The 20,984-nt window shown below is 43.5% G+C and carries 18 protein-coding genes; 5 read left to right on the top strand and 13 right to left on the bottom strand.

Features of this window, described 5'->3' with window-relative positions; all coding sequences use genetic code 11:
• Window positions 1–224: 224 nt before the first annotated feature.
• Window positions 225–2,147, bottom strand: a complete 1,923-nt coding sequence (locus NST81_RS16360) for a S8 family peptidase (RefSeq protein WP_048624212.1) — start codon at window positions 2,145–2,147, stop codon at window positions 225–227.
• A gap of 327 nt (window positions 2,148–2,474) precedes the next feature.
• On the opposite strand from NST81_RS16360, the gene NST81_RS16365 reads away from it, so the two are divergent.
• Window positions 2,475–4,169 carry a DUF4855 domain-containing protein gene (locus NST81_RS16365; protein WP_341030332.1) on the top strand — a complete coding sequence of 565 codons (1,695 nt, stop codon included), beginning with the start codon at window positions 2,475–2,477 and terminating at the stop codon, window positions 4,167–4,169.
• 95 nt (window positions 4,170–4,264) lie between these two features.
• Here NST81_RS16365 and NST81_RS16370 read toward each other — a convergent pair whose 3' ends face one another.
• A complete protein-coding gene (locus tag NST81_RS16370; RefSeq protein WP_341030333.1) occupies window positions 4,265–5,704 on the bottom strand; it encodes an N-acetylmuramoyl-L-alanine amidase in 1,440 nt (479 codons plus the stop codon).
• 180 nt (window positions 5,705–5,884) lie between these two features.
• On the opposite strand from NST81_RS16370, the gene NST81_RS16375 reads away from it, so the two are divergent.
• From NST81_RS16375 to NST81_RS16385, 3 genes are all read left to right on the top strand, one after another.
• Window positions 5,885–7,465 carry an alkaline phosphatase gene (locus NST81_RS16375; RefSeq protein ID WP_341030335.1) on the top strand — a complete coding sequence of 527 codons (1,581 nt, stop codon included), beginning with the start codon at window positions 5,885–5,887 and terminating at the stop codon, window positions 7,463–7,465.
• Window positions 7,466–7,558: 93 nt separating this feature from the next.
• Window positions 7,559–9,175: a hypothetical protein gene (locus NST81_RS16380; protein ID WP_341030337.1), complete on the top strand. Its 1,617-nt coding sequence runs from the start codon at window positions 7,559–7,561 to the stop codon at window positions 9,173–9,175.
• On the top strand, window positions 9,168–11,978 hold the full coding sequence (locus NST81_RS16385; protein WP_341030339.1) for a DEAD/DEAH box helicase: 2,811 nt from the start codon (window positions 9,168–9,170) through the stop codon (window positions 11,976–11,978). Before NST81_RS16380 ends, NST81_RS16385 begins: the two co-directional genes overlap by 8 nt.
• A gap of 207 nt (window positions 11,979–12,185) precedes the next feature.
• Here the strand turns inward: NST81_RS16385 and NST81_RS16390 are convergent, their stop codons facing one another.
• Both NST81_RS16390 and NST81_RS16395 read right to left on the bottom strand, forming a co-directional pair.
• The gene (locus NST81_RS16390) at window positions 12,186–12,410 is read right to left on the bottom strand and encodes a hypothetical protein (RefSeq protein ID WP_048624217.1); all 225 of its coding nucleotides are present in this window, start codon (window positions 12,408–12,410) and stop codon (window positions 12,186–12,188) included.
• The gene (locus NST81_RS16395; protein WP_048624218.1) at window positions 12,407–12,763 is read right to left on the bottom strand and encodes a single-stranded DNA-binding protein; all 357 of its coding nucleotides are present in this window, start codon (window positions 12,761–12,763) and stop codon (window positions 12,407–12,409) included. The genes NST81_RS16390 and NST81_RS16395 overlap by 4 nt, the downstream gene beginning before the upstream one ends.
• Window positions 12,764–13,035: 272 nt before the next feature.
• On the opposite strand from NST81_RS16395, the gene NST81_RS16400 reads away from it, so the two are divergent.
• A complete protein-coding gene (locus NST81_RS16400; protein ID WP_048624220.1) occupies window positions 13,036–13,470 on the top strand; it encodes a YwpF family protein in 435 nt (144 codons plus the stop codon).
• 827 nt (window positions 13,471–14,297) lie between these two features.
• Here NST81_RS16400 and NST81_RS16405 read toward each other — a convergent pair.
• The 9 genes from NST81_RS16405 to NST81_RS16445 form a co-directional block, all read right to left on the bottom strand.
• On the bottom strand, window positions 14,298–14,699 hold the full coding sequence (locus tag NST81_RS16405; protein ID WP_048624221.1) for a hypothetical protein: 402 nt from the start codon (window positions 14,697–14,699) through the stop codon (window positions 14,298–14,300).
• Between the two features lie 295 nt (window positions 14,700–14,994).
• Window positions 14,995–15,378: a hypothetical protein gene (locus NST81_RS16410; protein WP_048624222.1), complete on the bottom strand. Its 384-nt coding sequence runs from the start codon at window positions 15,376–15,378 to the stop codon at window positions 14,995–14,997.
• A gap of 354 nt (window positions 15,379–15,732) precedes the next feature.
• Window positions 15,733–16,173, bottom strand: a complete 441-nt coding sequence (gene fabZ, locus NST81_RS16415) for a 3-hydroxyacyl-ACP dehydratase FabZ (protein WP_003353316.1) — start codon at window positions 16,171–16,173, stop codon at window positions 15,733–15,735.
• 5 nt (window positions 16,174–16,178) lie between these two features.
• Window positions 16,179–16,334, bottom strand: coding sequence for a DNA-directed RNA polymerase subunit beta (locus NST81_RS16420; RefSeq protein WP_270583845.1), 156 nt, complete (start codon window positions 16,332–16,334; stop codon window positions 16,179–16,181).
• A 73-nt stretch (window positions 16,335–16,407) separates the two neighbouring features.
• Window positions 16,408–17,232, bottom strand: a complete 825-nt coding sequence (locus tag NST81_RS16425) for a flagellar hook-basal body protein (RefSeq protein ID WP_341030340.1) — start codon at window positions 17,230–17,232, stop codon at window positions 16,408–16,410.
• A 23-nt stretch (window positions 17,233–17,255) separates the two neighbouring features.
• The gene (locus NST81_RS16430; RefSeq protein WP_048624225.1) at window positions 17,256–18,077 is read right to left on the bottom strand and encodes a flagellar hook-basal body protein; all 822 of its coding nucleotides are present in this window, start codon (window positions 18,075–18,077) and stop codon (window positions 17,256–17,258) included.
• Between the two features lie 134 nt (window positions 18,078–18,211).
• Window positions 18,212–19,213, bottom strand: a complete 1,002-nt coding sequence (locus NST81_RS16435; RefSeq protein ID WP_003353320.1) for a rod shape-determining protein — start codon at window positions 19,211–19,213, stop codon at window positions 18,212–18,214.
• A 172-nt stretch (window positions 19,214–19,385) separates the two neighbouring features.
• On the bottom strand, window positions 19,386–19,655 hold the full coding sequence (spoIIID, locus tag NST81_RS16440) for a sporulation transcriptional regulator SpoIIID (RefSeq protein WP_003353321.1): 270 nt from the start codon (window positions 19,653–19,655) through the stop codon (window positions 19,386–19,388).
• A 441-nt stretch (window positions 19,656–20,096) separates the two neighbouring features.
• On the bottom strand, window positions 20,097–20,768 hold the full coding sequence (locus NST81_RS16445; RefSeq protein WP_048624227.1) for a M23 family metallopeptidase: 672 nt from the start codon (window positions 20,766–20,768) through the stop codon (window positions 20,097–20,099).
• Between the last annotated feature and the right edge of the window lie 216 nt (window positions 20,769–20,984).

A 20,984-nucleotide genomic window follows, 5' to 3' on the forward strand; every position in this document is an offset into this window, starting at 1 on the left:
ATTATTCTTATTTTTCCAAATAATAGTCTATCAGAATAATAAAACAGTTTTTTTGCTGCAATATTACATTTATGTAACAAATTTAGCCATTTTCCAGCATGATTTCCGTTAAATTAGCAAAAATCATCAAAGTCTCTCTTTTTTTGCAAACAAAAAGCCCGCCCTCTTCGAAAACACTCGAAAAGAGGCGGGCTTTCCAGCCTTCTATTTATGAAAAGTATGGATTATCGGAAAAGCGGGTTTTCCGCTTTGGCCAAAAAGACGGAAAACTCAGCTCTGGAAATCGGTTTATACGGTGCAAAAGTATGGTTAGAATAGCCGCTGGTAATGCCGGCATCCGCCAGAGCATTGATCTCTTTGTAACCTGTCATGCCTGTTGTAACATCTTGAAAATGATTGGTTCCGTTATCCGTCAGACGATAGGCATGGCTGATCAAAACCGCCATTTCGGCCCTTGTTACAGGTTCCGTTGGATGAAAAGTGCCGTTGCGGTAGCCTTTAATGATTCCTTGCTCTAAAGCACTCTGAATATATCCTGAAGCATAATAATCTTTCGGAACGTCTTTAAAAGCCGTATTTCTTTTCGTTCCGTCCAATCCAAGCGCCCGGCCGACAAGCGCCACTGCCTCGCCTCTTGAAATGTTCTTCGTCGGCCATAGATATTGGCCGCTGTGATCGCCCTTTAAAATGGAGCGATGATAGAGATAAAGCATTTTTTCACTGAACCAGTCGTAGGCAGAGACATCTTCGATCTGCGGTTTGCTCATCGTCACTTTCACTTGTGTCTGGTACTCGCGGCCTTGGGAGTCCGTCAATGTAAAGAAATAATAATAAGTTCCGGCCGGCACATAATCATCCCAAATGCTGCCGGTTATTTGTTTTGTAATGTCGCCCTCCATTCCTCCTCTTCTTTTCACGTAGACTTTTTGAATGGAATCAGGCTTATCGATCTGGAACTCCACGAGGCCGTTGTCGGCCTTTACTGCCTTGACGGCCATATCGGATGACAGCGTAGGTTGGAACGTTTTAATTTGCACCAATCCGTAGCCGTAAAGCGAATCCTTTCCGGCTGTCCCCAAATCTTTGGCGTTTTGATCGAGTATTTTGCGGATTTCCGCTGCCGATTTGTCTTTATACTGCTGTTTCAGCTCTGCCAGCACCCCTGTGACAAATGGGGTAGCCATCGATGTTCCTGACAAGGCCGTATAACCGTCCTTTTTGCCGTCGGTTGTATCCAGATTGATCGGAAAGGTGCTGAACACATACTGTCCGGGAGCGACAATTTCAAGCTCCGGCCCCGTCGCCGAGAAAGGCAAACGCTGCAAGCGGCTATCGACGCTGCCGACTGCAATGACACTGCTGTATTTGGCGGGATAGAGAATGGTATTTTTCGATCCGACCGAATCCCCGTCATTTCCGGCTGCCGCCGTAATCAGAATACCGGCGTTATACGCTTTATCCAAAGCACTCTTTAACACCGGGTCGTCGGATACGGTCGTCACGCTTAAATTGATAATGTCCATATGATGCTGAATGGCCCAATCCACCCCTGCCGTAATCGAACTGGTCGACCCTTCTCCAAATTCGTCAAAAGCTTTGACCGCGTAAAGATCCGCATCCGGTGCGACTCCAACAATACCGACGCCGTTGTCTAAAGCACCGATGATTCCCGCTACATGGGTTCCGTGGCCGTTGTCGTCGTTATATCCTTTGCCGCAGTCGGAGCGGATGACGCATGTTCCCCCTTTCACCTTCAAATCAGGATGGTTCGTCGCTATACCCGTATCGATAACAGCCACTTTCACCCCTTTTCCCGTAAAAGGAGATCGATATTGGCTGTCCTCGTAAATTTTTTTATAGCCCCACGTTTCTATTTGGCTCTGAACCTTATATGTCTTATTGGCTTGAACTTTGGCGATCTCCGGTTCATTGCGCAATTTGTCGACTTGGCTCTTATCCAGTTCGGCTAAAACAGTAGGAATGGTCTCATACTTTTTCTGTGCATGAATATCGTATTTTTTCAAAATTCCATCATCTATATGGTGGCGAAAGAGAATCATATATTCATCCGATTCCGCACCATAAGCTTTGAAAGGCAAAATGACCAGCAAAAATAAGAAAAAAAATAGCCATTTCGTGTTTTTCATCCAGCAGCCTACCCTTTCTCTTAAACTTTTTCTTTATTATACTGGAATGTTTCCAGCTGTTAAATGAATATTTTTTCCCCCATTCGCCGATATGTTCTTGTTTCAGCCAAAAATCAACAGCCACGGTTTGCCCTGTCATCGGTTTTGTCCTATGTTCATTAGTCTATCAGTTCATGAAAAAGAAGAACATATGAAAAAAGTATATATGAAAAAATTCCCTTTTCGCTAAAAAATTTCAATAAAATCCTTAAATTTGCTAGTCGAGTTTGGTAATCTGATAGAAAGAGCTCATTCCAAAAGTCGCAAAAAGAAAGGAGAATCCTATTTGTGTACAAAAAAATAGCCCCCGTCGCTATGGCGCTTGCTTGCCTGTTTCCGTCCCATTCTTTCGCTGCTTATACAGATGTGCCTATTACATATTGGGCCTACCATTCGATTGAGCAGTTGAGCGGAAAACAGATCATTTCGGGATATTCCGATGGAAGATTTAAACCAGGAGCCGTTATTACAAGAAAACAGGCTGCCATTATGCTAGTCCGCACCTTTTCTTTATCCTCCGATCAAACGATCGCGATCAAAGATGTGACCGAAAACACCTATGGCTACCAGGAGATAGAGGCCGCGGTATCAGCAGGTTTATTTAGCCTGAAAGACGGTCTGTTTCAACCTGATGAACCCCTGACAAGAGAAGACATGGCTAAAGCTCTCGCCATTGGCTTTCGGTTAAAAGGGGACCAAATGAGCGCATTCACCGATGTTCCTCAAACCAGCCCTTATTATCGCTACATTGATGCTTTGGCCGCTAATGACATCACGACCGGTTATACTGACCATTCCTTTCAGCCGAAAGGTGCAGTCAATCGTGCTCAATTTGCCGCTTTTATCGCTCGAACGCTGTTCAATCCCCGCGAATATGAAGTGTTGATTGACGGAAAGAAAAAAACGACCTTTCGTTCCAAGCAAGAAGCCATTCTATTTGCAGAGCCTTACGACAATGCCGTCATCCGACCTGTCAGCAACCAATATCAAACTTTTTCCAATGAATTTTTGTCACCGGAGAAATCAGGCGTGAAAAACGGCGTTTTACTGTACAACGGATACGAGATTGAGAAAAATCCTTTATACAATAGCCTTCAAAATAAAGAATTTTTCAAGCCGTATTTGGCCTACAAAGAAAATGGACAATATGTAGATTCCATGTTCGATTCTCTTATTCTGGCAGGAAGAGAATATCCGGGAGGCGAATTTACCGAGTCCAGCCGAAATGAAGCGGGTTATAACGAATGGCTGTGGTATTTGAATAAATTGTTTGGCGAAAACGGAACGATTTCCATCATCGACCAAAGCATGAAAGAGATTCCGGTCGTTGATCATGTGAACATTTTTATCGCCATTCCTTATCCACAGCGGAAAGATCCGATTGTCGATCTAAACGGTCAAGCGCACCCAAATACATTGGATGAACGATTCAAACTGGTGAAATGGTACGTTGATCAAGTGTACAGAGAATGGGAAAAGAGGAATCAAAACAAAGCCGTATTAAAAGGGTTTTATTGGCTGAACGAAACGATCACCAATCCGGAAGATGAACAGCTTCTTCTCATGGTGAGCGATTATATTCACCAAAAGAAAGGAAAATTTATCTACTCGCCGCATGCGCTTTCTACTAACTTTGAAAACTGGAAATCATACGGATTTGATGGGGCTTATTTGCAAAGCAACGCTCATTTTACGAATTTGAGCGAAGAAGAAACAAAAGCCAAATTACATAACAGTTTGATTGAAGCGCAAACGAGAAACAGCGGTGTGAATTTAGAAATTGAAAATCACGGATACGCGACGGTAGACATTGGATTGGAAAAGTTTCGCCAATATTTGCACTTTGCCGATCTATACGGGGCAAGATCTCAAAGCTTGATCATCTATCAAGGCGCCTCCATGGTAAACCGTTTGGCCACCTATACCGACCCGCGTTATCAAGCAATGTACACAGAGCTCTATCATTTTTTAAAAAATAAATAGCTACATACTAAAACAGGGTTCAGACGAAATGTCTGAACCCTATTTTATTTATAGATTAAGAGGAGCGGTGATCGCGCTCTCCTCTTTCTAGCTATCTATTGATTCACAAGGCTATACAAGCTCGAAACATTGTATCCTTTGGCTTTGTAATAATCGAGCAAGCCTAGATAAATAGCATTGGCTGCCTTTTGACGCCAAACGCTTGAAGCCAGCTTCGCGTTATCAGACGGGTTATCGATAAACCCTAGCTCTGCCAGCATGGCAGGCATGTTATTTTCTCTTAATACATGCAAATCTCCATTGGGGTTACTTTTGTTAACGCCACGGTCCGGTATACCCATTGCGCTGTGGAGACGGTTTTCTATTTTCGTCGCTAACAATTGGCTGTCAGCCTTATACGGGTTTTTTCCGGAACCTCTCCAATAATAGGTTTCCGAACCCGTTCCGCCTCCGGCATTGGCGTGGATGCTCAAAAATACATTTCCTTTATTCCTGATCGCGAAATTAACGCGGCCTTGCAAACTAATAAAGGTATCCGTGCTTCTCGTCATTTTTACTTGGAACGGACTTTTGGCCAAAATATTTTTCAGCCTTAATCCCGTATCCAAAACAACATCTTTTTCTTTCAATCCATAGCCGATTGCCCCCGGATCCGTTCCGCCGTGTCCCGGATCGATAATAATCACTTGGCTACTCAGACGGCGGTCGTACTGTCCGGTAGAGGACGGCGGTGTGGATTGAAGATAAGCACCATTGACATATCCGATCAAGCTGCCGGATTTTATGTAATACCAGCCGTTCACTTTATTTGCCGCATACACTTTCGTACCGCGGGTCAACGTGCCGATGACCGCATAATTTGTCGACGGTCCTTTGCGGACATTCAACTTATCGTTGCTCGCCACATTGACATAGAACGGTTGGGTGAATCGGGCCGTATTTGTATTGGACGGATCTACCCGAAAATCAGGATTCATCGCTCTTGCTAAAAAAACAGCGAAATCCGCACGGATGATAGGGTCATCGAGACCGAACGTGCCGTCTCCTTTTCCTTGGGCTATGCCGAGCTTTATTAATGTTTCGGCTGCTCCTCCCGTCGTCGTTTCGCTGGAGAAATGGAACGCTTTATTGATCATAAGCGCCATTTCGCCGCGCTTCAACGTCTTCTCAGGATGGAACGTGCCATCGCTGTAACCGGACAAATATCCTTTTTCCACAGCCGATTGAATATACCCCGATGCAAATGAGCTTGCCGGTACATCGCGGAACGAAGTCGAACGCTGTGTACCATTTAGTTTTAAAGCCCGTCCGATCATGGCGGCAGCCTCTGCGCGAGTCACTGTCTTTTCAGGCAGAAAACGATGGTCGGCTGTTCCTGTCACAATCCCTTTTTCGGCTAAATAATTAATTTCTTCAGCGGCTCTGTGGGTCGTTCCCACATCTGTAAAATATGTAGCGGCCGCTGCCTGCTTCACGCCAAATAAAGGGATGAAAAGCAAAAAGGCAATTGCCAGTAGAAAATGGGCCTTTTTCACTAATATTCCCTCCTTTCCACAGTTTTCTACATTTTAACATATTCGTTGACAAGTCTAAACCATTCTCACTGACTATTTTTCTGCTAATTTATGATTTTTCAACTAATTAATGGAACATTTCGCGATTATCCGCATATTTTCATTTTTTTTTCAAAGCATAATTATGAGGTGATTTGGAATATGACAAACATTTTTCGACACTTATCAGCGTTTTTTGTGCTCTTGCTGCTATTGGCCAATGGAAGTTCGCCGACTGCGGCTTACGATTCTCGCCCAAAAGCCAAAAACGTCATTTTTATGATCATGGACGGCACCAATTCCGATGTCCTCGCCTTGTCGCGTTGGTATAAAGGTTCAGCACTTGCCCTTGATGAAATGATGACCGGAGGAGTACGAACCTATTCGCTGCGGTCTGCCATTACCGATTCGGCCGCCGCCGGAACCGCTCTGGCCACCGGCAGAAAAACGTTGGTGGATCATATAGGAATGATTCCGATTTTTCCTGAAGAAGGGAAGCCTTACACCGCTTATCCTGTTCCGAATATTTTGGAAGCCGCGGAAAGAAAAGGGCTTTCGACCGGAATCGTGTCGACTTCCCCTGTCCAACATGCCACACCGGCTGCTTTTTCTGCGCATGTGAACCATCGCAATCAATTCGACGACATTGCGGAACAACAAGTTTATCAAGGGATGGAAGTTGTATTGGGAGGAGGAAAAGCGTGGCTAAAACGGGATGACAAAATCAAATCCCGTCCTGACGGCGAAAACTTGATTTCCGTCATTCAAAAAAAAGGCTATGAATACGTGACTACAAGAAAAGAACTTCTTCAAAGCAGCGGAGAAAAAATTTGGGGAAGTTTTGCCCGGGAAGATATCGCTTATGAGCTCGACCGAAAAAAGCTGAATCCGAACCAGCCTTCTCTTGCCGAAATGACCGAAAAAGCCATTCAAACTCTGTCCAAAAACGACAAAGGCTTTTTTTTGCTGGTGGAGGGAAGCAAAGTCGATTGGGCCGCCCATAAAAACGATCCGGTAGGAATGATCAGCGAAGTGCTAAGTTTTGACGAGGCCGTTCAAAAGGCGCTCCAATTTGCCAAAAAAGATCAGCAAACATTGGTCATTGCGGTTGCGGACCACGGCAACAGCGGGTTAACGATGGGAAACCGCTCCACCAATCTTTCCTATGCGAGTGAACCGAAAGAACATTTTATTGAGCCGCTTAAAAAAGCCCATTTAACGGTAACCGGAGCCGTTTCCCGATTGCGAAAAGACCGCTCCAACTTGAAAGAAGTGCTGAAATCGTATGGATTAGATTCTTTAAGCCATAAAGAATACAATCTCGTCAAAAAATCGAAACATCCGGAAAAAGAAATGGCCGCTTTGCTTTCTAAACGCGCAAAAATCGGTTTTACAACCACCGGTCATACCGGCGAAGATGTCTTTTTATTCGCTTACGGCCCCGGCAAACCGACTGGACTTGTCGAAAATACAGATTTGCCGAAATCTGTTTGCCAAACACTCGGTCTGAAACTCCAATCGTCCTATCAAGATGGGATTCAGTTTTATAAAAAGCGGGGATTTAAGACAACCATTTATCGAAAAAAAGAGGGAAATCCGGAATTAGTGGTGCAAAAGGGCGGGCAAACGATCCGCTACCCTGTCAATAAAAATATCCGTTTTGTCGACGGCAAAGAAGAAACGCTTTCCGCCGTCAACCTCTTTAACGGAACACATTTTTATATTGGACTTCCGAATCGTTAACGCTCCTTGGATGGAGCGTTTTTTTTCTCATCGATCCCTGTTATAATTAAAGGATAAGATATTTCCCAGACATCTTATGAGGGAGATGAAAAAATGCCACAAAACGCTTTGGAATGGCGAGACGCCATATTGTATTATTCCGAAGAATTATTGCAGCACCCCGCTGATCTAAACTCTTCCGCTATCGAGGAAGGATTGCGGCTATTCCGCCACGAAAACGTGGATAGCTTTCATATAGAAAACCAGATCATTCATGCTTTTGTCCATGATAACGGCCGATGGGAGGTCAACCTCGATTTAACCTTTCCGTCACTCAGCTTTTGTTCTTGCCGCCAAAAAACCTGTTCTCATCAAATGGCCGTTTTTTTTGCATTATACAGCCAAACGGGAAATCTCCAAGATTGGATGGAACAATGGCGCACGCTCACAAGCGTTCCGTCAAAGAAACAACCGCCTCTTGATATTCCGGGAGTATATTATGCCAGCGATCTGCTAAAAAAACGGGCGGCCAATGACGGCCCTGAAGAGTGGGGAAAAATGGTCGATCGCGCCTTTTTACAAACGGATTGGTCTCCGGTAAAAAAGAATCCCTACTTATTGGATATGAAAGCCCAAAGCCTCTATCGACAATTGATGACACAAGGTCCGTTTGAAAGAGAATGGAAGCCGCTCTACCAATTATTTTGCAGCTACTTTCTCTTTCAAAAAGTGGTGGAATTATGCAGAACATTGGGGGAAGATTGGAATTTGATTGACCGGGCCTGTTCCTCCACTGTCTACTTTTTTGCCAAAGAATGCGAACATGCGGCCAGAGAGCTTTCTGTTCATGCCATTCCCTTTGCTTTTGACCGCTATCTTCTTTATTTAAAAGACGATCTCTTAAGACTCGTCGACCGCGATGGCCGGTTGTTTTCAAATACTTGTATGTTTCTGTACATGCGTCTTTGGACCGTTCTTTTGAAAAAAGAAGACTGGCGAAAACAAGAATGGAATCGTCTGGAAAGCGAGAGTCCCATTTCATACGGGAAGGCCACCGCCTTATTGCATCAACTTCTCTTTTTGAATAAAAAGGAGGAGTTTTCCGCTCTTTTTCAACGTCTTGACGAATCGATTGTCGATGCTTCGTTAGTATGGTTGGGTTACTTTTTTTCCGAACCGCCTTATCAAAAAGCTTGCTTTTTGCTCGAACTTGTGAAAGAGAAGCTGCCCGCCTATTTAGACAGCCTCACAAGTCCTTATCATAAACGCACATTTGTCGAAGATTTTTTGCGATTCATTGATGCCCCTTGGCTGGCGGAAAATCGGCCGCATCTATTGGAAGATGTGCTTTTTCAGCTTTTTCCCTACAGTTATTCCGTGCTTCATGAATTTTATATCATCACCGAACATTATCAAAAATGGACGGAATTGCAGCTATTGATGGGAGCGGAATTGGAAGAGCTTGAGCAAATGGGATTAAAGAAACTCGAAAAAGCTTCTCCCGAATGTGCTCTCCCCCTTTACCATTGGGGCATTTCCGAGCTGATCGAGCGCAAAAATCGTTCCAGCTACCAACGAGCGGTTAAATATTTAAAGAAGCTTCGACGCCTCTATAAAAAATTGAAACGTGAGCAAGACTGGGAACGATACTGGGCCGGTTTGCAAGAAAAAACGAAACGTCTTCGCGCTTTTCACGAAGAATGCAGAAAGGGTAAACTGATCGATGCTTAAATTAAAAACGTTGACTGTTCATACGATGCCATTTGAAGATGATCGTTTCTTTGTTTTTCTTACTTCTGACAGCGGAAAAGCAGTTGACTATTCCTTAGGAAAACAGCTGTTCCTTTGGCATCAAGAAAGCTTTTTCGGCACGGAACTGGAAGTAAAGGAAGCGGATGGTATGAAAGGGTTTATGCTTTCCGCTTGGCAATGGATTAGTCTGTTAAAAAACGACCGTTTTCATTCGTTTATCCAATGGCATTTTGACCCGCTCACTCAATATGGATTGTCCGTGGCGCCCGTTCTTTATGAAGCGGTGGTGAATGGCGAATTTTCGCCCGTTTTTCATGAAACAGACATTTACTGGGAACCTCCGGCCGCCGTCTGGGAGGAGTTCAATCCTGATTTTTGGGAGCAGGACGTATGGAAAGGAATATCAGCCAGAAAAATGACCATCGACCTGTTTCAAAGATGCGTACACGATTTTTTGTCCCATTCTCCTGTTTTTCAAAAGCTTCATGAGATCGCCGATTATCTTCAAAACGGGAAATTGTCAGCCGACGATCTCCAATCTTATTGGGCAGACGGCCACTTTCGCCAATGGGCCGGTTTCGTGGAAGATCCTGTTCCGTTCTCTATAGGCTTGCGTCTGTCAGAACCTGAAAACGATCAAGATTCATGGCTATTAGAAACGGTTCTGCAAAACAAAAAAAATCCAGAAAAAATTTACAGCTTAAATGGCAGAATTCCTCCTACTTGGAAAGTGCATCTTCCTGCTGTGCTTGCAGAACAAACGCGCTGGCTGCGTTTATTGCCTGAACTGCAGGAAAACGGAAAAATGAAAACAGCGTTGACCGAAGAAGAAGCTTGGACTTTTCTGACCGAAACGAGCGAAAAACTGATTGCCCTGGGTATTGCCATTCTTCTTCCTTCATGGTGGGAATCGATACGCCAAGCGTCCTTTTCCCTTTCTGCCCGAGTCCGCTCTCAATCACATTATCAGCGGACATTTGTCGGATTAAATACGATCCTTGATTTCGACTGGCGGATTTCTCTGAATGGAGAAGAACTGGCAGAAGAAGAATTTCAAAAATTAGTGTTGGAAAAACGCCGGCTTGTCAAGGTGAACGGCCAGTGGGTGCCGCTTGATCCGAAAATGATTCAAAAAATCCAACAGTTAATGGAAGAAGCGAAGAAAAAAGGGATCAGAATGCAGGACGTTTTGACCCAAGAGTTCACCGGTGATTCAGAAGAAAATCAAGAAGAACCGTCAAACTTGTACGAACTCGCTTCGGTCCAAATTCAATTAAACCGTTCATTGCAGCAAATGATCGACAAGCTTCAGCATATCGAACAAATTCCTTTGCAGCAGGCTCCGGCTTCCTTGAAAGGAACTCTGCGTCCCTACCAGCAAATAGGAATGAGCTGGCTCTTGTTTTTGCGGTCGTTTCGTTTTGGCGCCATTCTTGCCGACGATATGGGGCTTGGAAAAACGATTCAGCTGATCGCTTATTTATTGCATGTGAAAGAAAAAGAAAAGCCGGACATGCCGGCTTTGATCATTTGTCCGACATCTGTACTTGGAAACTGGCAAAAAGAGCTTGAGCACTTCTCTCCCGACTTGCGGGTTCTTCTCCATTACGGCCAGAACCGGCTACAAGGCGAAGACTTTGCCGAATGTATTCAAAATAAAGATGTCGTACTCACTTCTTACGGTCTGTCCCATTTGGACTTTGAGACCCTTTCAGCCGTTCATTGGAGCACCATCGCGCTCGATGAAGCCCAAAACATTAAAAACGCCCATACAAAGCAGTCTCGGGCCATCCGAAAATTAACGGGAAATCATCATATCGCCTTAACCGGTACACCGATGGAAAACCGCTTATCGGAACTATGGTCGATTTTTGATTTTACGAACCATGGCTACTTAGGAAGCTACCAAAAATTTCAAAAGAATTATATCATCCCGATTGAAAAAGAGCGTTCAGAGAAAAAAATCCGCCTCCTGCAGGCAAGAATTCGCCCGTTTTTGCTGCGTCGGACCAAGAAAGACCCGGAAGTGGAATTGAATTTGCCGGATAAGCTGGAACAAAAGCAATATTGTCCTTTGACAGCGGAACAAGCCGCTTTATATGAAGAATACGTGCAAGAAACGTTAAACCGGATTGAACAATTGTCCGCTTTTGAACGCCGAGGGGTTGTCTTGCAAATGTTAAATAAGCTGAAACAACTTTGCGACCATCCGGCCTTATATTTAAAAGAAACCCGTCCGAGTCGCGCTGCTGAACGTTCGCACAAGTTGGCCAAACTGCTGGAGTTGGTTCAAGAAATTTTGGAACAAAAGGAAGCTTGTTTGATTTTCACCCAATATATCACGATGGGAGAGATGATTCAGCAGGAAATCGAGAGCCGATTTCAAATCAAAGCACCGTTTCTGAACGGGAGCATGCCGAAGCTGCAGCGTGATCGCCTTGTCAGCCAGTTTCAGGACGGAGAATTTCCGGTATTTATCTTATCCTTGAAAGCCGGCGGAACCGGATTGAATTTAACGGCCGCCAACCACGTCATCCACTATGACCGTTGGTGGAACCCGGCTGTTGAAAACCAGGCAACCGATCGTGCGTATCGCATTGGCCAACACCGCTTTGTCCATGTTCATAAATTGATTGCCACTGGTACGTTGGAAGAAAAAATTGATAAAATGATTGAAGAAAAACAAGAACTGAACGAGAAAATCATCCAAAGCGACCAATGGATCACGGAGCTCTCCAACCAAGAGCTGGAACAACTGCTCAAATTGGAACCGCAAGGATAAACCCTTTTTTCACTATGTCTTGTATTTTATTTGAACCAAACAAAATCAGAGCCGGTATTCCCGCCGGCCCTTTTTATTTGAGGGAAAGTATGGAAGGTTTCAATATCTTTTATCTCTAGAGGAAAGTCAGAAAGGCCATTTTGAGGATAATAAGAGGGCAATGCGGGCATGAAACCCGTTTTTAAAAAAGGAAGAACGGAAAGTAGTTTATTTTTTTAAACTTCTTTCCATTTTGCTTTCATTCTTACGAGACAGAAAAACGATTGGATCGGAAAGCGATTGACTGGATTCCAGCCGGCGGATGCGCTGTTCGAGAAGGTGTATGGAGGAATGACAATTTCCAAGCAAGTAAACCACTTTTTCCATCAACCGTTCCATTTTTTCCATTTTGGCATAAACGTTTGGATCCAGAAAACATTCACCTCTTTTCATTCAAGCTCCATTAATGGAAACGTTTCTTCTTGGGGCTTTGAACTTAAAAACTGCACCGATTTGGCCACGACTTCCGTGATATGCACCTTCTTTCCTTCTTTATTTTCATAATTTCTTGTCTGAATACTGCCCAGCACCCCGATCAAAGATCCTTTGCTACAATATTTGGCCGTATTTTCCGCAATCTTGTTCCAAAATGTACACAGAACAAAATCTGCTTTTCCCCCTCCTTCTTGGCCGCGATAAGGACGCTGAACCGCCAATATGACGGGAAGAAACATTTTCCCTTCCGTCGTGTAACGCAGCTCCGGATCTTTTGTCAGTCTCCCGACTAACGTCACTTGATTGATCAATGATTTATCAACTCCTTCTTCTTTTTTCGGGAGGCATTTTCATCTTATCGGGAAAAGACGCATTCGTAAAATCGCTACTTTCCGCTTTTTCGACACGATCTTTTGTTTTCGCTGTTATTGTCAAGGAAAAAAGCGAATATTTTCGACAACTTCGGAGGCAATCAACCTTTTTTGCTTTTCTTTCCATTTTTATCTCCCCACGCTTTCTAGGTGCTGTCAATTCGGCTATGTTATAATGGAAGAAAAGCGAATCAATGGAGGCCGTCTTCTAAATGAAAACCTTTAAATTAGTCAGTCTTCAATTTATCGAGGATCAAGACGCTAAAGACATTGATTTCATTGATGGATTAATTATTAATAAAGAAGATGAAAAGCGGACGTGGCTGATTGAGCTTTTTACGGATCTATCCTATTACGATTATTTCCGTGACGTTCAACAAAGAGATAAAGACTTGGAAATTCAAGTCATCATATCCCGCCCTGAAAACAGCCCGGCTTATTTTTTCGGACATATCCATTGCATCAAAAAAATGGAATCCAACGTAAGCGTCTTATTGCAAGGACGTTTAACCAACAGACAAAACGAATTTGCCGAACGTCTTCTTACGGATTTGGTCCAAATGGGATTGAGCGGTGAACAGCTTGTTCGAGAATTTTCCGTCAACTTAAAAAAAAGACCCGGCCATCCCGTTGCCAAGATTCGTTAATATCCCCCCATCGCTGTCCGTCTGAAATATTTCAATCCGTAAATCGAGTAGGAGGGAGCGATTAACTCCCGTCCTCTCACACCACCGTACGTACGGTTCCGTATACGGCGGTTCAATTAAGATAATTGACGCAAGTCTTTATAACTTCCGTGAATAGCTGTTCTCTTTATGCCAGTGGTCACTCCACCCTCCAAGAGGTCTCCCACGGGATTCACCGCTTCCTCCCTCAAGTGAGGTACTACGTTTTCTGTGTTCATCATGACTCACTGAATACCAAGGGCTATTCTCTCTTAATTGTTCGGTCCTTCTTAGTTGTTCTAGACCAACTAATACTATGACCTCTGCTGACTTCTGACGGTTCAGCTACTTATCACTAAGTAGGTTATGAAGAGTACTTCACATATCCGCCAGACCTCCCCGGGTAAGTACATGCACTTTCACACCATCTATCCGCCTCATTTACTCGATATGACCTTCGACAGAAAGAGCTTTGTTTTGTTATGCAAACTCACTCAATCATACCTAGCCTTATATGAGGTTCGTGTTCCTCGGACCGGTGTTTTGCCTCCAGCTTCCTTCAGATTCCGCGTCACCACGGACACCCTTGCTCTTGGCTAACCTCTACTTCTGTCTTCGGGGTTCGGGACTTACACCCTATAGTTCATGTACATGCCGGGCGCACATAAAAAAACCCGGTCACGACTTCAAATGATCGGGTTTTCGTTTTTATGGCTTTTCGGCTCGCTTTTTCCGTTTTTTGACTTTTGATTTTTCTTGACTGTCAAAAGCGGGAGTGAACCAGCTGAAAACCGGTTCTTTCTCCTGCTTTATTTATAGGCGGCGTTTTCTTTCAACTGTTTCGAAAGAAAATCTATGTAAAACTTTGCCTCCATTTTACAGGAATAATCGTAGTCGGTTCCCAATTGTTTTTGCAGGGCATCCACCGTTTCAATTTGCTCAGGAGTCGGTTCTTCCGAGATGATTTTTTCGATGATTTCATTCATTTTGGACGCTATTTCTTCGTGAAATTCAGGGCTGCTTTTAATTTCATTGCTCACTTTATGATACCAAGACGAATTGGATTGAATATATTCTTTCCATTCTTGCATAAACTCTTCAAAAGAAAAACGATGATCCTCCCATTGAATCTTAGCCATATATTGTTCAAACGCAGTCGCAATTGAGCGAGTGATACTTATTTTTACGCCGTGCGGTAAACTTTGCAACATGGAATAAGTACCTCCTACATAATACATATATCGTATCTACTTTATCATAATTAGGAAGTTGTTGACAAAGTTTTTCTTTTTTTCATTAAAATGCAACAAACCCACCGTTTAGAACGGTGAGTTTGTGAATCCTTGCGGTTGGCAACCTCCATTGGAATGGAGGCTTCCGATTCATTCCTAGCGCCTCTTTTCAGCAGCCGGCACTCCTCCATCTTTTCGTCGGATGCACCAAGCACCTCCTGTAAAAGAGGGGCTCAACGAAAGAATTCAACCGTTGATGTTCCCTTTTTCGCCATCATTCATCTTTATTGTCTTTATCTCTTACATCACGTTTATCTTCGATTGGCTCTTCTCCCGGAGTATTTCTGTCTTTCGTCATATCCCAATCATTATTGGTGTTCTTATCATTGGTTCTTCGGTTATTGTTGTTTAAAATACCGTTGTTGTTATTGTCATTAGGGTTGAGATCAGGCCCATCATTGTTGTTATTTCTGTTTAAATCATTACGGTCATTATTGTTATTGCGGCGATTGTTGTCATTAAGATCGCGGCGGTTATCGTCTATTACACCGTTGTCGTTGTCGTTGGCAGGCGGCGGAGGATTTTGATTGGTGTTACAGCCGGCTAAAAGCAAAATAGCTAACAGCGAGCCTCCCATTAATTGCAAAAACTTACTCATTTCTATCCTTCTCCTTTCATTATTCCATCCATTGGTAGACCGGATATTACTGGTCGGTTGTTATCATGCGCCAGTTTCATGAAATCTATTCCGATTTGAAAAAAAGATTGCAAAAGCCGACCTGTCGGCATCAGAAAATGTGTAAACCAAGCGCGAAAACCATCTTTTTTACAATGCTTCCGCTTATTTTTTCCTTTCGCCCGAAAAAATTTCATAAAAAAAGACTCCGTTATTTGAAAATCTTTCATATGGCGACCCATTCAGTCGACTATATGAAAGACTCCCAAAAACGAAGCCTGTTAAACCATTTCAGCCAAAACTTGATCCAAGCGGCTAAGCATGATCGGGATGGCTTTATTTCGATTGCGAACGATCCCCTAGTGCAAACGTAATTTCCGCTTCACAAACGATTTCCCCGTTCACTGTAGCCGTCGCTTGGCCTTTGCCGATGCTTCCTCTAACCCGCACAAGTTCCACTTCAAGGCGAAGCTGATCTCCAGGTTTTACTTGCTTTTTAAAACGGCATTTGTCGATTCCGGCAAAAAAAGCGAGCTTTCCCCGGTTTTCTTCCTTATTCAAAACCGCCACTGCTCCTACTTGAGCCAGCGCCTCTACAATAAGTACTCCCGGCATGACAGGGTAATCGGGAAAATGGCCGTTAAAAAATTCTTCATTGCCCGTTACGTTTTTAATTCCCACCGCTCTTTTGCCGTCTTCCAATTCTTCGATCCGATCAATCAGCAAAAACGGATAGCGGTGCGGGATAATGTCTTTGATCTGTTGCAAATCCAACATGCACCTTATGCCTCCTTAGACAATAACAAGTCCTTTATCGTCGAAAATAAATTCATCCACATCGATGGCTTTAAAACATCCATCGGCTTCCCATGTCCAATGACGCTATAGCCGATGACCGCCCCAACAAACGCTGTGAATGCAACTAAGAAAAGATTCACTATAAATCGTCCCAGGGGCGTTAATTTCTTTTTCTTTCTAACTTTTCTCTGCTGTTCTGTCATAAGATCACCTTTAGCGAAGACTATTCACAAGCCCCATCATTTGATCGCCAAGAGTAACCGACCGGGATTGAAATTGATAAGAACGCTGGACGTTGATCATATCCGTCATTTCTTTGGAAATATCGACATTGGACTTCTCAAGCGCTCCTTGTTGAACGCTGATTTCACTGCGAAGAGCCCCCGTTAAATCGCGTGCGACTTCCCCAATGGCTACTGTGCTGTCAGCAGGCAGACCAAGCAAGTTATTTCCTTTTTGTTCTAAATATTGAGGCCTCTCAACGGACACGATTCCCAAATTCAATGCTTGTCCTCCTCCGACCGAAAGCCTTCCCGTTTTATCCACTGTTATGTTTTGACCCGCTTGCCGGTTCAATTGAACAGGTCGATTTTGTTCATCTAACACAGGATATCCTTCGGCTGTGACAAGCATGACTTGATTGCCGTTCACAGGGGAAAGATAAAAAGCACCATTTCGCGTAAAACGAATCTCTTCCCGTCCATTTTCCTGAACCAAAACTTTAAAGTATTGATTTTCATTTGTCAATGCCAAGTCCAAGGGACGTCCCGTTGTTTGAATAGGTCCCAATTTCGTATTCATTTTGGTTTGGGCCAGTTTGGCTCCCGTTCCCAATCGAATCCCTTCCGGTGTCATTCTTCCCATTTCACCGTTTGGGTGAAGCTGATTCTGAAACTGTTGGACTAGCAGGTCGGAAAAAGTGGCTTCACGACTTTTAAAGCCATTCGTGTCCGCGTTCGCTAAATTGTTGCTAATGACGTCCAGCTGTTTTTGCAATTGACCTAATGTATTAGTAGCATTGATCATTATGCGGTTCACTGCTGCTCCTCCTCTTCAGGCGACTAGTTGATTCTCCCCACTTCATTGACGGCTTTGTCCATGCTGCGGTCATAAGCCTGCAGCACCTTCTGATTCGACTCATACGCACGATAAGCGGCTAACATATCGGTCATGGTTTGAGCGGCATCCACATTGGATCGTTCCGTAAATCCTTGCTGAATTCGAAAGCGGATATTATTCACTTGAAAAGCGTTTGGAAGCGTCCCGTTATCCAAACGATAAAGCCCATCCCCTTCTTTGACTAAAGAGTCGGGATTGGCCGCATAAGACACGCCTAATTGCGCCACATACTCCCCATTATCAAAAATTCGCCCTTGTTCGTCAATTTTCAAATTATCTGTTTGAACCCTGATTGGATTTCCGTTCGTATCGAGAACATTCAAACCGTCAGCCGTTGTCAAATAGCCAAGTCCATTGACAGTAAAATTTCCATTGCGTGTATACCGTATGCCATTTGGCCCTTGGACAGCAAAAAAGACCGTTCCCTTTGAATTAGCCCCTTGATTTCCCGGCACGAATATATCCAACAGCGCCAAATCGGTTTTGTTTCCTGTTTCCTGCAAGTCTCCTTGAACAAAGTTGGGAATGGTTTCTTGCATATAGACACCCGTATTTAAGCTCCCAACCGTTGTATAAGAAGGGATTTTCGCCAGCTTGCCATATTCGTCCAAGCGGCTTAACAGCATTTCCGGAAAAGCCCGAAGCGAGGATTTATCCGTTTTATAACCGGGAGTATTAGCATTAGCCATATTATTCGTCAGCAGCTCTGTTCTTCTTTGTTGAGCGATCATGCCCGAAGCCGCTGTATAAAACCCTCTGAACATATTGATTCACCTCTGCAATGGATTGCTGGTTTTATTATACAGGAAACCATTTGGCAATGCTTTCTCTTTTTTAGAAAAAAATTCATCCCTGCCAACTGTAGTAGAAGTCCATGCCCGCCATATGGCTTGCATCCTTAAATGAATTTCCGATTGGATATTTTATCAATATGATCCAAAATGACTCCCGTACCTACCGCTACACAACTCATCGGATTTTCAGCAATGAGCACCGGCACTTTTAATTCATCCGAAAGCAGCTGGTCAATGCCGTGAAGCAGCGCTCCTCCTCCCGTCAGCATCACTCCGCGGTCAATGATATCAGCAGAAAGCTCCGGCGGTGTTTTTTCTAACACGTTTTTGGCTGCTTGGACAATGGATACAACGGACTCTCTTAAAACCCCTTCAATTTCTTTCGAGTTAATCGTTAAAGTTCGTGGAAGGCCAGTGACCATATCGCGGCCGCGGATATCCATTTCTTCATTATGACCATCCGGATATACCGTTCCGATGGTCATTTTAATTTGTTCTGCCGTACGCTCTCCAATCAGTAGCTTATACTCTTTTTTTATGTAATTTAAAATTTCCATATCAAAGTTGTCGCCTGCTATTTTAATGGACTCGGAAGTAACAATGTCCCCCATCGAAAGCACCGCAATGTCAGTCGTTCCTCCGCCGATATCCACCACCATGTTGCCGCTCGGCTGAAAGATATCCATTCCTGCCCCGATGGCAGCTACTTTCGGTTCTTCTTCTAAATAGACTTTTTTCCCGCCGCTCTTTTCAGCTGCTTCTCGGATCGCTTTTTGTTCCACGCTCGTAATATTCGTCGGGCAGCAGATTAAAATTCGCGGTTTGGAAATAAATCCGCTTACGTTTAACTTATTTAAGAAATGTCTTAGCATGGATTCTGTAATGTCAAAATCTGCAATCACTCCGTCTTTTAATGGCCGAATGGCGACAATATTGCCCGGAGTCCTTCCGACCATGCGCCTTGCTTCTTCTCCGACTGCCAGCACTTTTCCTGAATTTCGGTCAATCGCAACGACTGACGGTTCATTTAACACAATTCCTTGTCCTTTTACATGAATAAGCACATTGGCCGTCCCCAGGTCAATCCCGATATCCTTTGAAAACATGTTGTATAAGGGCTCCTTTCCTCTTTTCTTCCATTTATGTACAATTTTTTGAAATGAAGTTCTATATCCCCAATTATCTATTTTATCATAAATGTTTTTCCAAAAGGAGAGCGAAAAAGACATGAAACTGAAAAAGAGGTGACCTTTGCAGCAACAGGTCACCTCTTTCCCCTTACCGCTTCAAAGCGGCAGGATTATGCCCGCGGTATTTTTTCTTTGTCGCTTCTCCACCCCGCAGGTGGCGGATCGATTTATGGTAATCTAATATGGCTTTCACTTCATTAGCTAGTTCAGGATTTATTTCAGGCAATCGTTCCGTTAAATCTTTGTGGACAGTACTTTTGGATACGCCAAACTCCTTCGCGATCACGCGAACCGTTTTTCTCGTCTCCACGATATACTTTCCAATCTTGATCGTTCTCTCTTTGATGTAATCGTGCACACCACTCGCCCTCCCTAAATTGGATGTGAGAAGTGTGAAATGAGACTCGCTTTCACTTCATTTAAGTACTGTATTCCCGCATGAAAATAAATTGGTGGTCCTCCCCCGCGCATGCGGCAGAAAGCGAGATCGCTTTCTATCTTTACCACGACTGATCAAGTCTTTTTGCCTTTGGATATTTGCTTTTTTAACGATTCCTCACCTCAAACACTCTCTCTAATTTTTGTGCAGGTTTGTAATCATTTTATTAGCTTGGTTAAAAATATATGCACGAAATCAGTATTAAGGACAAGGCATGAAGGGACTTTTTTACGGGCGGATACAGAATCAGTCGTGAAAATCAGCGTGGCAGTTCAAAAAACGGATGGATTCCTTCTTCTAGGTTCAAATGAAAATAAAAAAACAGAGAGTTATTCCGTTCACTCTCTGTACATCTATAAATTACTGGATGGTTTTGTTGAGATATTGTTCAGGATTTAAAGGAGTGTTGTTTTTGCGAATTTCAAAATGGACATGAACACCCGCTTTTTCGTTAAACACACTGTTTCCTGCTTTTCCGATCACTTGCCCCTGTTTTACATTTTCGCCTTCTTTGACTTGTATGTCTTTCACAGATTGATATTGTGTGACAATTCCTTTTTCATGTTCAATTTCAATGACATTGCCAAGCAAAGCATCTTCTTGAATGTTCGTTACTTTTCCGCTCAACGCCGCCGTTACATCGAAGCTTTTTCCATCTTTCACACCAATATCAATTCCTGTATTGGGATAATACGTATTGTTATAAACTACTAGTGCGGCTTCTTGTTCCTTTTGGGAAGCGTTTTTGTCATAAAATTTTTGCTTAATAACGGCTTCATCCGGATTTTCCAATGGAAGCTTCACGGTTTCCATCGCCGTATTGACTTCCACCGAAGGCTCACGGCTGCTGTTGTCAGCGGATTGTTGTTGGCCCTGATCTTTCGTCGCATTGTTATCTTCAGTTGTTTGATACCATACAATACCGGCTATTAAAAGGGCAGCAATGACAAGATATAAGCTCGGAAATACCCAACGTTTTTTAAAGAAAGTTTTCATCCTTAGAGAAATTCGTTTCTTTTCTTCCTCTCTCACTTTTCATCACCTCAGCTACCATTTTGAACAGGCCAGGTGAATTCTATACCTTTTTTCAAAAAATTTTTTTACTTTTTATTTTTCGATAATCCATTTAAAATTATTCACGTAATCGCGACACCATATTCTGGGGTTTTATATTATAAGGTTAAAAAAAGGCAGCATTTCCCGAATAATGGTCCCATCCAGAAAATGCTGCCTGTCTTGTCTTCCAAA

The organism is Bacillus sp. FSL W8-0223 (assembly GCF_038006805.1).
Classification (GTDB): domain Bacteria; phylum Bacillota; class Bacilli; order Bacillales; family DSM-4216; genus Bacillus_O; species Bacillus_O smithii.